Source organism: Kitasatospora sp. HPM-01-4 (assembly GCF_051374625.1).
Classification (GTDB): domain Bacteria; phylum Actinomycetota; class Actinomycetes; order Streptomycetales; family Streptomycetaceae; genus Kitasatospora.
On record NZ_JBPQGP010000005.1, the window covers coordinates 7,780,949 to 7,795,864 of the forward strand.

Here is a 14,916-nt window from a genome sequence, read left to right on the forward strand (position 1 = left end):
CTGCGGCCGACGGCGTTTAGAGTCCGGGCCATGCGTATCTTTCTCGTGGATGCATTCACCGATCGCCCGTTCGGCGGGAATCCCGCCGGCGTGGTGCTGCTCGAGTCCGGATTCCCGGGCGACGACTGGCTGCAGGCCGTGGCCACCGAACTGAACCTCTCCGAAACGGCGTTCGCCGGCCCGCTGCCCGAAGGGGATCCCCAGGGCGACTGGGCGCTCCGCTGGTTCACCCCCGTCGCCGAGGTCTCGCTCTGCGGCCACGCTACCCTCGCCACCGCGCACGTCCTGCGCCAGACCGGGCGGGCCGCCGGGACGGTGCGGTTCGCCTCGCGCAGCGGAATCCTCACCACCCGCACCAATTCGGACGCTTCGATCACCATGGACTTTCCGGCCTCCCCGGCGGTCCCGGCCGCCGAGCCCGACGGGCTCGCCGCCGCCCTGGGCACCCGGCCGGTCTCCGTGTGGCACACGGGAGACCTCGGAGACCTGCTGGTGGAGGTGGCGGACGCGCGGACGGTGGAGCAACTCGCCCCGGACCACGCGGCACTGGCCCGGCTGGGGGGCCGCGGCGTCATCGTGACGGCGGCGGCCGGGGTGCCGGACGCGGGGCACCACTTCGTGTCGCGGTACTTCGCCCCCGCTTATGGCGTGCCGGAGGACCCGGTGACGGGCAGCGCCCACACGGCGCTCGCGCCCTGGTGGGCGGCGCGGCTCGGGCGTACGGTGCTGACCGGGCTTCAGCTCTCCACGCGCCGCGGCCTGGTACATACCCGAGTGAGTAGTGACCGGGTGGAGCTCACCGGGCACGCGGTCACCGTTGTGGCGGGAGAACTCGGCGTGGCCCCGGGAAAACGGGCGGGGGACGACTTTTACCCGGGTGAGTAGTTACCCCCGTGGACCCGCAGCCACCATGATCAAGGTGACGACGCGGCGTCCGCACCGCCGGATTTCCCGTACTCCGCGTGTACGTACGGGAAATTCGCGGGGCCGGTGCGAGTACGGGCGATGCGTCCCCTCGTCATCCATCTCCTGGAGGTCACCGCTTTGCATGTCTCGAAGACCGCTCGGATCACGGTTCGCTGCCTCGGGGATTTCTCCGTGAACGTCGACGGGAGGCCGGTGGAGAGATGGCGGGCCGGAAAGGCGCGGAATCTCTTCCAGTACCTGCTCGTCAACCGCGGGCGCGTGGTCCACCGCGACAGGCTGCACGAGATCCTGTGGCCGGAGAGCGCCTGGACGCCCAGGTCGAGCTCGGTGAAGGTGGCCATGCATGCGCTGCGCCGCATCCTGGACGGCGGCGGGACGGGTATGCCGCCCGCCGTGGAGATCCTCCACCAGGACCATGGCTACGTGCTCCACGCCGAGAGCATCTGGGTGGACGTCGAGGAGTTCGAGGCGCACTGCGCCGACGGCCGGGCGGCCGAGCTGCGCGGTGACCATGACGCGGCGACCCGCGGGTACCGGGCGGCGCTCGCCCTCTACGGCGGCGACTTCCTCGCCGTGGAGCGGGCCGACTGGATCGGCGAACAGCGCGAGTGGAACAAGTCGCTGGCCTTGCAGGCGCTCAAGTACCTCCAGGAGGAGGCGCTGTGCCAGGAGGACTTCCCCTCCGTCATCGCGCTGTGCCGCCGGATGCTGGAGATCGACATCTACCAGGAGCAGGTGTACCGGACGCTGATGTCGGTCCACGGTGAACTCGGCGAGCTGGGGCGGGTCAAGAGCTGGTACGAGATGTGCGCCCGGCGCATGCACGACGACCTGGGCGTCGCGCCGAGCGAGCTGACCCGCAAGGTCTTCGAACGTTCGCTGGCCATGGGCCGCAGGCCGCGCCGGCTCTTTCTCAACGCCTCCTGACCCCATCCCCTCTGACTTCTCCTGGGACACACACATGACGACACCCCCCGACTCCCGGAACGCCGCAGCGGGCGCCCGGCGACTCCCCGTGCTGCGGCTGCTCTTCGGTCAGGTGCTCGGCCGCCCCGTCGCGGACGGCGACGACTTCTTCGCCCTGGGCGGCACACCGGCCCAGGCCGGGCAGGTGACCGACCGGGTACGGGCCGCGCTCGGCGCCGACGTCACCGTGGCCGACCTGCGGCGGGCCCCGAGCCCGGCGGCCCTCGCCGAACTGCTGGACGCGGACCGCGCGCAGCCGTACCGGCGGCCCGAGACGGTGCCGCTCTCGCCCGCGCAGCGCGGACTGTGGTTCCTGCACCGGCTCGAGGGGCCGAGCGCCACCTACAACCTGCCGTTCGCCCTGCGGCTCTTTGGCCCGCTGGACCGCGCGGCGCTGACCGCCGCACTGCTCGACGTGGTCCGCCGGCACGAGAGTCTGCGGACGGTGTACCCGGAGACCGGGGGAGTGCCCCGGCAGCAGGTGCTGGCGGCCGAGACCGCCTTCCCGGGGCTCTCCGTGACGGAGGTGGCGCCGGGTGCGCTGGCCGGGGCGCTGGCCCGGGCCGGGAGGCACGCCTTCGACCTGGTGCGGGAGGTTCCGCTGCGGGCGGAGCTGTTCGTCGCCGGGCCCGAGGAGCACACCCTGCTGCTGACGGTGCATCATATCGCGGCGGACGGATGGTCGATGGGGCCTCTCGCCCGCGATCTCGCCACCGCCTACCGGGCCCGGCTCGCCGGCCGGGACCCCGGCTGGGCCCCGCTGCCCCTCCAGTACGCCGACCACACGGTGCGGCAGGCTGCGGCGCACCGCGCCGAGGGCGACGCGGAGTCCCCGGTGTCCCGGCAACTCGCCTACTGGCGCGAGGCGCTGGCCGGACTGCCGGAGGGGCTCGACCTGCCGGTCGACCGGCCCAGGCCGCCCGCCCCGAGCTTCCGGGGCGACACCGTGCCCGTCCGCATCCCGGCGGCAGTCCACACCGGGCTGAGCGAGATCGCCCGGGCCGCGGGCTCCAGCCTCTTCATGGTCCTCCACACGGCACTCGCCCAGCTGCTCAGCCGGATGAGCGGCGTCACCGACACCGCCGTGGGCACCGTGGTCTCCGGGCGCGGCGGAGGCCAGGCCGACGACCTGGTCGGCCTGTTCGTCAACACGGTGGTGCTGCGGTCGGACACCTCGGGCGATCCCACCTTCCGGGAGCTCGTGGCCCGGGTGACCGCCGGCGACCTGGCCGCCTTCGCCCACCAGGACACCCCCTTCGAGAGACTGGTCGAGGAGCTCGCCCCACGCCGCTCGACCGCGCGGCACCCGCTCTTCGAAACGATGCTGGTGCTCCAGAACACCCCCGAGGCCCGGCTCGACCTGCCCGGGCTGCGGGCCGAGTGGGAGGTGCTCACCACCGGCGCCGCCAAGTTCGACCTCACCTTCAGCCTCGCCGAGTCCCGCACCGGCCAGGGCATCGAGGGCCTCGTCGAGTACAGCACCGACCTGTTCGACCGGGCCTCCGCGGTGGCGCTGGTCGAGCGGTTCGTGACCCTGCTCCACGCCGTCGTCGCGGCGCCCGACGCGCCGGTGAGCCGCGCCGAAATCCTGCCCGCGGCGGAGCGGAAGCGGCTGCTGGACGACTGGAACGACACGGCCCGGCCGGTCCCCGCCCGGACCGTGCCCGCACTCTTCGAGGAGCGGGTCGCCGAGGACCCCGGCCGGGTGGCGCTCGTCCACGAGGGCGGCGAGATCAGCTACGCCGAGGTCAACGCGGCCGCCAATCGACTCGCCCGGCTGCTCATCGCCCAGGGCGTCGGCCCGGAGGACCTGGTGGCGCTCGCCCTGCCCCGCTCGCCCGAGCTGATCATCGCCCTGCTCGCGGTGGTCAAGGCCGGCGCGGCCTATGTGCCGCTGGACATCGAGTACCCGCCCGAGCGGCTCGCCGCCATGGTGGCCGACGCCCGTCCCGCCGCCGTCATCACCCGCACCGGCACCCCGCTGAGCCTTCCGGACGGCACCCACCGCCTCGATATGGACGCCGTCGGCACAGCGGCCCGGCTCGCCGCCGCCGACGCCGGGAACCCCACCGACGCCGAGCGGGTGCGCCCGCTCGAGGCGGGCCACCCCGCCTACGTCATCTACACCTCCGGCTCCACCGGACGCCCCAAGGGCGTGGTGGTCGAGCACCGGGGCGTGGCCAGCCTGCGCTCCAGCCAGGCCGAGTCGGTCGGCGCCGGCCCAGAGGCGCGGGTACTGCAGTTCGCCTCGCCCAGCTTCGACGCCGCCTTCTGGGAGGTGTCGCTCTCCCTGCTGTCGGGCGGCGCACTGGTGCTCGGCCCGGGCGGCCGGGTGCTGCCCGGGCCCGAACTCTCCGCGCTGGCCCACCGGCAGCGGATCACCCATGTTCAGCTGCCGCCCAGCGCCCTCGCCACCCTCGCGGAAGAGGACGGACTGCCGCTCTCCACCACGGTGGTCGTCGGCGGCGAGAGCTGCCCGCCCGAGATCGCCGACCGCTGGTCGCGCCGCCGCACCCTGGTCAACGGCTACGGCCCGACCGAGGCGACCGTGTGCACCACGCTGAGCGCCCCGCTCTCCGGGGCCGCCACCCCGCCGATCGGCCGGCCGCTCCACAACACCCGGGTGTACGTGCTCGACACGGAGCTGCGGCCGGTGCCGACCGGCGTGGTGGGCGAGCTCTACATCGCCGGAGCCGGCGTCGCCCGCGGCTATCTCGGCCGACCGGCACTGACGGCCGAACGGTTCGTGGCCGACCCGTACGGGCCGTCGGGCACCCGCATGTACCGCACCGGCGACCTGGTGCGGTGGCGGGCCGACGGCAACGTCGAGTTCGTCAGCCGAGCCGACCACCAGGTCAAGGTGCGCGGCTTCCGCATCGAACCCGGCGAGATCGAGGCGGTGTTGGTGCGTCACCCCGACGTGGCACAGGCCGTGGTCATGGTGCGCGAGGACCTGCCGGGCCACCGTCGTCTGGTCGGCTACGCCGAGCCGCGCCCCGGAGCCCGGCCGACGCCGGCCGCGCTCCGCGCCCACGTCGCGGCCGCCCTGCCCGACTACATGGTCCCGTCGGTGCTGATCTGTCTCGAAACCCTGCCCCTCACCGTCAACGGCAAGGTGGACCGGCGCGCCCTGCCGGCCCCGGGACCGGAGCGGGCGACCGGCGGCCGCGCCCCCGAAGGCCGCTGGGAGAAGGCGCTGTGCGCGCTCTTCGCCGAGGTGCTCGGGGTGCCCGAAGTCGCCGCCGACGCCGGCTTCTTCGACCTCGGCGGCGACAGCCTGCTCTCCGTCCGGCTGGTCGAGCGGATCAACGCCGAGCTGGACGCCGGGCTTTCGGTGCGCACCCTCTTCGAGCGCCAGCGGCCCGAGGAACTCGCCGCGCTCCTCGACGACGAGGCGGGCACCGGCGACCAGGACGCGCCCGACCTGGACGCCGAGGCGGTGCTCGACGCGGAGCTGGTGACCACCGGGCGCCGGCCCTACGACCCGGCGCGCGGCGCCGACCCCGCCCATGTGCTGCTCACCGGGGCGACCGGCTTCCTCGGCTCCTTCCTGCTGCGCGCCCTGCTCGACACCACCTCGGCCCGGGTGCACTGCCTGGTGCGGGCTGAGGACGACCGGCGGGCGGGCGAGCGGATCCAACAGGCCCTGGAACGCTTCGGGTTGTGGGACGAACGGCTGGCCGCGCGGATCGCTCCGGTCGCCGGCGACCTGGAACGCCCGCTGCTCGGCCTGGCGGAGGAGCGGTTCGGCGAACTCGCCGAGCTGATCGACGTGATCCACCACAACGGCGCCCGGGTGCACCTGGTGCACGGCTACCGCCGGCTCAGGGCCGCCAACGTGGACGGCACCCGGGAGGTCGTCCGGCTCGCCGTGACCGGCCGGGTCAAGGCCGTCCACTACGTCTCCACCGGCAGCGTCGTCATGGGTGCGCAGGGCAACCCCGAACTGCTCACCGAGGACCGCAGGCTGCCCGCCGCGGAGGTGATGCGCAACGGCTACGCGGCCACCAAGTGGGTGGCGGAGCGGCTGCTCGAGCAGGCGGCCGCGCGGGCTGTGCCGGTCGCCGTCTACCGGCCCGGCCGGGTCAGCGGGGACAGCCGCACCGGCGCGGGCGGCACCGACGACGCCTTCTGGCACTTCGTCCGGGCCGGCCTGGAGCTCGGCGCGATGCCCGACCCCGGGGAACCAGGCGGCTTCGGGCCCGGCGTGGACCTGGTGCCGGTGGACTACGTGGCCGCCGCCCAGGTGGCGCTGGCCGCCCGGCCCGCGACGCTGGGCCGCGCCCACCACCTCGTCAACCGAGAGCTGACGCCCGTCTCCCTGGTCCTGGACGCACTGCGGGAACGCGGCCACGAGCTGCGGACGGTTTCGGTGCGGGAGTGGGGAGAGCTGCTCGCCGTGGCCGCCGCCCGCCCGGACGCCGGGGCGTCGGTGAGCTCGGTGGCGGCACTCGCCGCCGCGGCGAAGGAACTGCCCGACACCGCACGGCTCCGCTTCGACGACCGCAACGCCGCCGAGGGTCTCGCCGGGACGGGCATCGCCTGCCCCGCCGTCGACCGGGGCGTGATCCACCGCTACCTCGACCACCTGACCGGTCGCGGCTTCCTGCCCGCGCCCCCGACCGCCCCCAAGGAGGGCTGACATGAACCCCTTCGACGACCCCGACGCGCGCTACACGGTCCTGGTGGACGGGGCGGGGCGGCACAGCCTCTGGCCGGCCCGGCTCGACGTGCCGGCCGGCTGGACGGTGACCCTGCCGGCCACCGGGCGCGCCGCCTGCCTCGCCCACATCGAGGAGCACTGGACGGAGCCGAGCTGATCCCCCCCACATGCACTGAACCCCCCGTGCCGGCACGGGGGGTTCAGTGCGTGACCGGCAGGTCAGCCGATGTCGGCGTGGATGCCGAGCCCCAACTCGGCGGCGGCCCGGGCGATGTCGAAGCCGGAGACGATGTCCTGGGCGGCCAGGCCGAGAGACTTGTAGAGGGTGATCTCGTCGGGCGCGGTGCGGCCCCCGGCGGTGCCGAGCAGGACCTCGCCGAGCTCGGCGCGGATGTGGTCCGGACCGATGAGGCCCTCCTCGCGGGGCACGCGCAGATCGCCCGACTCGAAGAGCGCGGACTCCCTGCTGTCCACGAAGACCCGGGCCCGGGCCACCGCCCGCGAGGTGAGCTCGCGGCAGTCGACGAAGGAGGCGCCGACGGCGTTGACGTGCGCGCCGGGCGCCAACTGGGCGGCGTCCACGAGCGGTTCCCGGGTAGCGGTGGTGGTGCAGATCAGGTCCGCGTCCCGCACGGCGGCGCTGACCGACTCCGCCACCTCGACGGGCGCGTCGACCCGAGTGGCGGCCCAGTCACGGAAGGCCGCGGCGTGCTCGGGGGTACGGCTCCAGATCCGGAGCCGGCGCACCGGCCGGACCAGCGCCATGGCCTCCAGGTGACTGCGGGCCTGGACGCCGGAGCCGAGGATCGCCAGGTCGCCGGCGTCCTTTCGGGCGAGCTCCCGGGTGGCGACGGCGCTGACGGCGGCGGTGCGGACGGCGGTCACCGCGCTCGCGTTCATCAGCGCGAGCGGGCTGCCCGTGTCGGGGTCGAAGACCAGCACCACGCCGAGGTGGAGCTCGAGGCCGCGGGCCGGGTTGTCGGGCTTGAGGACCATGGCCTTGACGCCGAAGCCGGACGGCCCGCCGTCCTCGCCCGCGACATGGCAGGGCATGGTGCCGAGCAGCGCGGGGTCGGAGGCGGGCCGCAGGATGGTCCGCAGGGGCTGGGTGACCCGGCCGGAGCTGTAGCCGCGCATGGCGTCGGCCATCAGCGGAATGGCCCGCTCCATCGGGTAGGCGCGGCGTACGGCGTCGTGGTCGAGGATGCGCATGCGTGAGTCCTTCGGAAGAGCGGGGGTTCAGCGGGCGACGAAGACGGACCAGAGCATCCGGATCGTCCGGGTCCGGGAGATGAACTCCAACTGGTGCAGTGCGGCGGCCGGTTCCGTGGTGAGGGCCACATCGGCGTCCAGGTCGCGGGCGGCCCGGGCCGCCGTGCTGGTGGACGCGGTGAGCACCAGGTTGTCCGCGGCGTAGGCCGCGGGCAGCAACTCGGCGACGAGCGCCACCGGCGCCGGGTGGGTGGCGACCCGCGGCCGGGGCGGCACCCGGTGACCTCGGGCCCGGGCGATGCCGTAGTGCGGCGTGTCGAAGACGAACGCCCCGGCCAGTGCGAGCCCCGGGTCCATGTAGAAGGTGTTGATGCCGGAGTAGGCGTTGGCCACGACGATCCGGCCGACCTCGCCGGTGCGCAGGGCCTCGCCCGCCTCCTCGTAGCCGGCGAAGAGCCGCACATCGGCGGCGGCCGTCGCGGGGTCGCCGTCCGGGTCGAGCACGGCCCGCAGATGGGTGGCGGCCTGTTCGCTGCTGGTGCCCGCAGGGCCGAGGGTGCCGACGGCGGTGGTGGCCGGCCGGGCGGTGTCGGTGTCGAGGCCGAGCCAGTGGGGACGCTCCAGGATCACGGGTTCTCCTCGGGGAGGTCGAGCGGGATGCGGGTGAGCCAGCCGTGTTCGTCGTCCAGCGCGCCGCGGAGCAGGGCGGTGTAGCGGTCGGCCAGCGCCCCGGTGACGGGGCCGGGGCGGGCGTCGCCGACCGGTCGGCCGGCGAGTTCCACGACCGGGGCGATGCCCAGGCCGGTGCCGGTGAGGAACACCTCGTCGGCGAGGAGGAGTTCGGAGCGGGGGACGTCGCGGGTCTCGACGGCGAGGCCGAGGTCGGCGGCGAGGACGCGGACGGTGTCCCGGGTGATGCCCTCCAGGATGTCCGCGGTGGCGGGCGGGGTGACCAGCCGGTCCCCCAGGACCGCGAAGACGTTGGCGGTGGTCGCCTCGGCGATCTGCCCGCGGTCGTTGCAGAGGATCGCGTCGTCGAGCCCGGCGGCGAGCGCCTCGTCGAGGGCGAGCGCGCTGTTGACGTAGCCGCCGGTGACCTTGGCGCGGACGGGCAGGACGCCGTCGGCCGGCCGCCGCCAGCTGCTCAGCGCGCAGCGCAGCCCGCCGGGCGGCGCGTAGTGGCCCATGAGGAAGGTGGAGATGGAGACCGCGTCGCTCACCCCGGTGAGGTTCACGCCGGGGCGGGTGCCGGGCAGCATGGCCAGTTTGTAGCCGAGCGGGCGGATGTAGGTGTCGGCGGCCGCGGCGTTGCGGCGCAGCAACTCCACGGTGGCCTCGGCCAGTTCGTCGGACCCGTACGGCAGCTCGATGCGGAGCAGCCGGCAGGAGCGCAGGAACCGCCGGTAGTGGTCGTGGAGGCGGAAGACGGCGAGTTCCCGGCCGCCGGGCTGGACGTAGGCACGGATGCCCTCGAAGACACCCGTGCCGTACTGGAGGGCCTGCGTGGTGAGAGGGACCCGGGCCTCGGCTGTGGGCAGGAAGTCGCCCTCGTGCCAGCTCCAGGTCGCGGGGCGGGGCGTCGTGGTGGCGGTCGTCATGTCAGCCCCGCCCCGCCGCGATCGCCTGGGCGGCCGCCGCCTCGCCGTCGCCGTGTCCGGTGCGCCGGTCCACCACGCGCGCGGCCTTCCAGCTGACCATGGCGCCGGTGCTGGTGATGCTGGACAGCGCGCCGAGTTCGACCCCGACCGTCACGCCGAGTTCGGCACGGGCCGCGGCGAGCGCGGCGTCGTCGGTCCGCGGCAGGTCGCCGGAGGCGGTCTCGAAGCGCAGGGTGAGGCGGTCCGCGCCGTCCGTGTCGGTGTCGATGAGCACCTGGTAGTCGAGGTAGCCGCGGAACGGCGCGAGCAGCAGGTTCTCCAGGTCGTAGCCGGTGATGCGGCACCCGCCGATGCGCAGCTCGTCGCGGGTGCGGCCGAGGACCTCGAGGACGGGCGCGGGCAGGGTGCGGCCCGGGGCGGCGGCGCGCATCCGCACCAGGTCGCCGGTGCGGTAGCGGACGAGCGGCTTGCAGCCCTGGTAGAGGGAGGTGACGACCAGTTCGCCCAGGAGCACGCCGTCGGCGTCGGGGGCGACGGGCGTGTCGCCCACCGGGTCGATCACCTCGTAGTGGTTGATCACGGGGACCGCGTAGAGGTGGCCGTCGGCCGCCGCCGCGCCGAGTACGGACGCCTCCTGGGAGCCGTACAGCACGTTGTACGCGCGGGCGCCCCACAGGTCGCCGATGTTCTCCAGCAGGGCGGGCGAGGCGAGTTCGCCGGTGAGCATGAGGACCCGCACCGGCAGGTCGCGGGCGGGGTCGAGCCCCGCGGCCACGGCCTTCTTCGCCAGCGTGAGCGCCATGCCCGGGGTGCAGAAGAGACCGGTCAGCGGGATCTCCCGGATGGCGGCGAGCGCGCGGTCGAAGCCGACCATCGGGGAGTGCGGCCACATCTTGGCGACGGCGATGCCGAGGTTGCGGCAGACCTCGCCGAAGGTGTCGCCGAAGGCGTGCATCTCGGTGGGGCCCGACACCCCGATGAACTGCTCCTCACCGTAGGGCCGCAGCATGGTCTCGTAATGGGCGGTCAGGGCGGCGTTGTTGTGGAGCGAGTCGGTGTTGTCGCGCGGGCAGGGCGTGACGGCGCCGGTGGTGCCGGTGGTCTCGTAGAAGATCCACGCCTTGCTCAACGGCCGGGAGAGCACGTCCTGCTGGGCGCGGCGCAGGTCGTCCTTGGTGGTGAAGGGGAGCGTGGCGAGGCTCTCGGCGGACAGGTCGGTGAGCGCCTCGGGGGCCGCCGCCAGGTGGCTGCGGTAGAAGGGCGAGTCGGCCCGCACGTGCGCCAGGGTTGCGTTGAACGCGGCGAGTTGGTGGGCGGCGAGCTCCGCGGAGCTCCAGCGGCCCGCGGCGAAGTCGCGCTGCCGGCGGACGACGTCGCGGCCGGTGGCGGCCGCCTCCTCGTCGTAGAGGGTGAACACGGTGGCTCCTGTCGGGAGTGGACGGTCAGGCGGGTTCGTGGATGTCGGCGATCACCCAGTCGCTGATCTCGCGCCAGCGCCGGGCGGATTCCTGGTGGAAGGGGTGGGTGAGGTAGCGCTTGAGGGCCGTCTCGTCGTCCAGCACTCCGATGGCGACGAAGTCGTGGGCGATGTCCCGGTCGGTGATGTTGCGGCCGGTGGTCCACGAGCGCAGCCCCGGCACCCGGGTGCCGACCTGCTGCGAGGAGTGCTCGGCGGCGAGGGCACGCGGGTCGTTCCAGTCGCAGCCGGGTTTGAACTTGAACAGCACGATGTGCCGGATCACGTGACGTCTCCTGGGAGTTCGGGCGGCGAATGACGAAGGGGCCCGGTGCGGTCCACCTCGGGGTGGTGCGCACCGGGCCCCGGTGGCGGTCAGCCCGCGAAGGCCGTCCGCAGGGCGGCGACGACGTCGGTCATGGCCGTGCGGGAGCGGGCCAGCATCCGCGTGAACTGGAAGAAGCCGTGGAAGACCCCGGGGTAGTGCAGGAGGTCGACCTTGACCCCGGCGTCCCGCAGCCGGTCGGCGTAGCCGGCGCCTTCGTCGCGCACCACGTCGTGCTCGGCGGTGACGACGACCGCGGCCGGCAGCTCGGTGAGGTCGGCGGCGAGCGCCGGTGCGGCCAGCGGTCCCGCGGCGTTCGGGGTGCCGAGGTAGTTCCGCCAGTACCAGGCGACCTCCTCGGCCGCCAGCATCACGTTGCCCTCCTCGCGCATGGACGCGGCCTTCGGGTCGTACCCCGTCATGGGGCAGACCAGCAGCTGCGCGGCGAGGGCGGGTCCGGAGCGGGCCCGGGCGAGCAGGGTGATCGCGGCGGCGAGATTGCCGCCCGAACTCTCCCCGCCGACCGCGACCCGGCCCGGGTCGACGCCGAGCTCGTCGGCGTGTGCCACCACCCAGGCGGTGACCGCGTACCCGTCCTCCAGAGGTGCCGGGAAGGGGTGTTCAGGGGCGAGCCGGTGCTCCGCGGAGACCACCACGCAGTGGGCCTCGGCGGCCAGGTGCCGGCAGGCCCCGTCGGTGCTGGAGAGGTCGCCGAGGGTCCAGCCGCCGCCGTGGAACCAGACGAGCACGGGCAGGCCCCGTTCGGGGCCGGGGCGGTAGACCCGCACCGGTACCGGCCCGTCCGGGCCCGGCACGGTCCGGTCGGTGATCTCGTGAAGCTCCGGGCCCGGCGCGGGCGGCGCCGCCGCCAGGGCCTGCCGGGCCACCTCAAGCGGCAGCGTGTCGAGCGTGGTCGTCTTCATGGCGGCCACCGCCTGCACCATGGCGGCGGCGTCCGGGTCCCACGTCAGCGGTGTCTCCTCCATCAGGCCAGGAACTTCCCGATCTGCGCGGTGACTTCGGCGCGGCGCTCCAACTGGGGCACGTGTCCGGCCCGTTCGATCAGCTCCACCCGGGCGTCAGGGATGGCCGCCGCGAACTCCTCGGCGTACACCGCGGGGACGAGCCGGTCCTCGGCGCCCCACAGGACGAGCGTCTCGGCCTTGATGCGGCGCAGCCGCTTGGCGAGGCCGCGCTCGGCGATGGGCCAGATGAAGTGGCTGGTGCTGGCGACGGTGGAGAACACGTGGACGGTGGCCTCGATGTTGGCCGTGGGGTCCTGCATGCCGGCGAGCAAGGCGGCCACGTCCGGGTGCTCGAGGTCGTGGTAGAGCAGCCCGGGCAGCTCGGGCTGGGCCACGACGACGTGGTCCCGCACCGGGGCGTCGTCGCGCCACAGGCCGAGGGCGTCGATGAGGACGAGCTTGCGGACCCGCTCAGGGTAGGTGGCGGCGAACTCCGCGGCCACCATGCCGCCGAAGGAGTGGCCGACGATGTCGAAGCGGTCCAGGCCGAGGCGCTCGAACAGGTCGTGGTAGTAGAGGAGCAGGTCCCACAGGTGGTCGAGGCGGGTGAGGTCCTCGGGCTCGGCGCTGCCGGGGTGGGCAGGTGCGTAGACCTTGTGCCCGGCGGCCAGGTCGTCGAGGAAGCCCTCCCAGGACTGGCCGAACAGGCCGTGCAGGAAGACGACGGGGGTGCCGTCGCCGCCCGTCAGCACGGTGTTGTCGGCGAATCCGCCGGGCAGCGGGACGGTGTGGGGGGTGAAGGTGCTCATGCCGGAACCTCCGTGGTAGCGCCGGACTGCGGGACGACAAGGTCGGAGTTGCGGGTGGCGCCGCTCGGCCACCAGTGGTCCTGGTAGCCGTGGCCGTCCCAGATGTGGCGGATCTTGGGCATGACCTGCTCGGCGAAGAGGGTGATGTTGCGCTCGGTCTCCTCCTTGGTCATCGTCGCCAGTTGGAGGATGACCATGAGGTGGCCGATGCGCAGGTTCTTGATGGCGTCGGTGAGCTTGTCGACGACGGTGGCGGGGCTGCCGCCGATGACCATCGCCTCCTCCTCGACATGCTGCTTCCACGTCATGTCACGGCCGGCCGGGACGCCGAACGGCGCGTTCTTCTTGCTCTGGCCCGGCTTGCCGAGGAAGGACTGGAGGCTGGCCTTCTTGAAGTAGCCGGGGATGAAGGCGTGGTGGGGCGCGACGTACATCGCCTTGTCGAAGAAGTCGCGGATGTGCGGCATGTAGATCCGCTCGGCCTCGGCGTCGGTGTCGGCGACCACGACGACCTGGGCGAAGCCCGCGCGGTAGGGGTTGTCGTCGAGCCCCTGCTCCTCGACCGTCCGCCAGAAGCCGTCCATCTGCTCCTTGCCGTACTTGTGGCCGCCCCAGCTCAGGTACGTGTAGACGTAGTCGTTGTCGGTGGCGAACTTCCAGGTCTCCGGGGAACCGCCGCCGCCCAGCCAGATCGGCGGGTGCGGGCTCTGGAAGGGCTGCGGCCACGGGTTGACGTAACGCAGCTTGTTGTACTTGCCGTTGAAGGGGAACGGACCCGACTCGGTCCAGGCGCGCTTGATGAGGTCGTGGGCCTCGTGGTAGCGGGCGCGCACCTCGGTGGGGGTGATGCCGTGGACGATCGTGGTGTCCATCGGCGAGCCGACGGGCATGCCCGCGATGATCCGGCCGCCGCTCATGCAGTCGAGGGTGGCGATCTCCTCGGCGACGCGGGTCGGCGGGTTGTACTGGGTGAGGGTGTTGCCCAGCAGCATGATCGCCGCGTCGGACTTCTTCCGGGCCAGGATCGAGGCGGTCAGGTTGGGCGAGCCGGAGAAGCTGTAGCCGTTGGAGTGGTGCTCGTTGACGCCGATGCCGTCGAAGCCGAGGTCGTCGGCGAGTTCCAGCTCGTCGATGTTCCAGTTGAGGTACTTGTGCACCTCGCGGGGGTCGCAGAGCTCCTTGTTGGGGAGGGTGGCCCAGATGCTCTCGTAGCGCTCCCGGAAATTGTCCGGAAGATCCCGGTAGCCTTGCAGGTGGAAAAAGATCGACTTCATTTTCCGGCTTTCTTTGAAAGGGGCGGGGTCAGACGGACACGCCGAGGCTCAGCCCGGCGAAGTCGACGACCTGGCGGCCGACGGTCATCAACTGGCCGGCCGTCTTGGGGTCGGTGACGGAGCCGTCGGGGCCGAACACCGGCCCGCTGGTGTCCATGGCCACGCCCAGCGGGGTGGGCCAGCCGCGCAGGGCGTGCACGATCGAGCGGAGGGCGGCGAGTACCGGGGCGGCCTGCGCGCCGCCGGCCGTCACCACGCAGCCGACGGCGCGTCCGTCGAGGTAGGGACGGGTGTCGTCGCGCAGGTCCTCGAGGTAGTCAAGGGCGTTCTTGACCAGCCCGGAGACCCCACCGTGGTAGGCGGGCGAGCCGAGTACCAGACCGTCCGCGGCGGCCACCGCCGCGATCAGCCGGCGGGCGGCCGGGGTGCGTTCGGGGCTCGTCGGGTCGTACAGCGGCAGGCGCAGCTCCTCCGCGCCGAGCAGGAGAGTGGTCGCCCCCGCCCGTTCCGCCGCGTCGAGTGCGACCCGCAGGGCACGCTCCGTCGAGGAGCCCGGGCGGTGGGTCCCGCCGATCCCCAGGACGAACGGCCGCGCCGGGTCCAGGAGTTCCACGCTGTCTATTGCGCTCACGTCACCACCTCCATGGCTCGCCGTAACGGGATGGAAGCTAGGCGGCCGGAGTTAGCGCGTGGTTACGTCACCGGCGGCCCGCAGCGCATA

General features: G+C 73.3%; 13 protein-coding genes. 4 read left to right on the plus strand and 9 right to left on the minus strand.

What is annotated here, in order from left to right:
- The first annotated feature begins 30 nt into the window (after nt 1-30).
- The 4 genes from ACSMTC_RS33695 (at nt 31) to ACSMTC_RS33710 (ending at nt 6,713) form a co-directional block, all read left to right on the plus strand.
- On the plus strand, nt 31-885 hold the full coding sequence (locus ACSMTC_RS33695; RefSeq protein ID WP_436563534.1) for a PhzF family phenazine biosynthesis protein: 855 nt from the start codon (nt 31-33) through the stop codon (nt 883-885).
- A 213-nt stretch (nt 886-1,098) separates the two neighbouring features.
- Nucleotides 1,099-1,854 (plus strand): AfsR/SARP family transcriptional regulator, encoded by a 756-nt coding sequence (locus tag ACSMTC_RS33700; protein ID WP_436563535.1) that lies wholly within the window; start codon nt 1,099-1,101, stop codon nt 1,852-1,854.
- Nucleotides 1,855-1,888: 34 nt separating this feature from the next.
- Entirely contained in the window at nt 1,889-6,535 is a 4,647-nt protein-coding gene (locus ACSMTC_RS33705) for a non-ribosomal peptide synthetase (protein WP_436563536.1), read from the plus strand.
- 1 nt (nt 6,536) lies between these two features.
- The gene (locus ACSMTC_RS33710) at nt 6,537-6,713 is read left to right on the plus strand and encodes an MbtH family protein (RefSeq protein ID WP_436563537.1); all 177 of its coding nucleotides are present in this window, start codon (nt 6,537-6,539) and stop codon (nt 6,711-6,713) included.
- 62 nt (nt 6,714-6,775) lie between these two features.
- Here ACSMTC_RS33710 and ACSMTC_RS33715 read toward each other — a convergent pair whose 3' ends face one another.
- The 9 genes from ACSMTC_RS33715 to ACSMTC_RS33755 form a co-directional block, all read right to left on the minus strand.
- Complete coding sequence (locus tag ACSMTC_RS33715; RefSeq protein WP_436563538.1) at nt 6,776-7,768, minus strand: ornithine cyclodeaminase family protein; 993 nt, start codon at nt 7,766-7,768, stop codon at nt 6,776-6,778.
- A 27-nt stretch (nt 7,769-7,795) separates the two neighbouring features.
- Nucleotides 7,796-8,398 (minus strand): prephenate dehydratase domain-containing protein, encoded by a 603-nt coding sequence (locus ACSMTC_RS33720; RefSeq protein WP_436563539.1) that lies wholly within the window; start codon nt 8,396-8,398, stop codon nt 7,796-7,798.
- Nucleotides 8,395-9,366: a branched-chain amino acid transaminase gene (locus tag ACSMTC_RS33725; RefSeq protein WP_436563540.1), complete on the minus strand. Its 972-nt coding sequence runs from the start codon at nt 9,364-9,366 to the stop codon at nt 8,395-8,397. The genes ACSMTC_RS33720 and ACSMTC_RS33725 overlap by 4 nt, the downstream gene beginning before the upstream one ends.
- 1 nt (nt 9,367) lies before the next feature.
- Nucleotides 9,368-10,783 carry a phenylacetate--CoA ligase family protein gene (locus ACSMTC_RS33730; protein ID WP_436563541.1) on the minus strand — a complete coding sequence of 472 codons (1,416 nt, stop codon included), beginning with the start codon at nt 10,781-10,783 and terminating at the stop codon, nt 9,368-9,370.
- A gap of 25 nt (nt 10,784-10,808) precedes the next feature.
- The gene (locus tag ACSMTC_RS33735; protein WP_436563542.1) at nt 10,809-11,108 is read right to left on the minus strand and encodes a Dabb family protein; all 300 of its coding nucleotides are present in this window, start codon (nt 11,106-11,108) and stop codon (nt 10,809-10,811) included.
- 89 nt (nt 11,109-11,197) lie between these two features.
- Nucleotides 11,198-12,133, minus strand: a complete 936-nt coding sequence (locus ACSMTC_RS33740) for an alpha/beta hydrolase (protein ID WP_436563543.1) — start codon at nt 12,131-12,133, stop codon at nt 11,198-11,200.
- A complete protein-coding gene (locus ACSMTC_RS33745; RefSeq protein WP_436563544.1) occupies nt 12,133-12,921 on the minus strand; it encodes an alpha/beta fold hydrolase in 789 nt (262 codons plus the stop codon). The genes ACSMTC_RS33740 and ACSMTC_RS33745 overlap by 1 nt, the downstream gene beginning before the upstream one ends.
- Entirely contained in the window at nt 12,918-14,195 is a 1,278-nt protein-coding gene (locus ACSMTC_RS33750; protein WP_436563545.1) for an LLM class flavin-dependent oxidoreductase, read from the minus strand. The genes ACSMTC_RS33745 and ACSMTC_RS33750 overlap by 4 nt, the downstream gene beginning before the upstream one ends.
- A 28-nt stretch (nt 14,196-14,223) precedes the next feature.
- Nucleotides 14,224-14,826, minus strand: coding sequence for an NADPH-dependent FMN reductase (locus tag ACSMTC_RS33755; protein ID WP_436563546.1), 603 nt, complete (start codon nt 14,824-14,826; stop codon nt 14,224-14,226).
- Nucleotides 14,827-14,916: the final 90 nt, after the last annotated feature.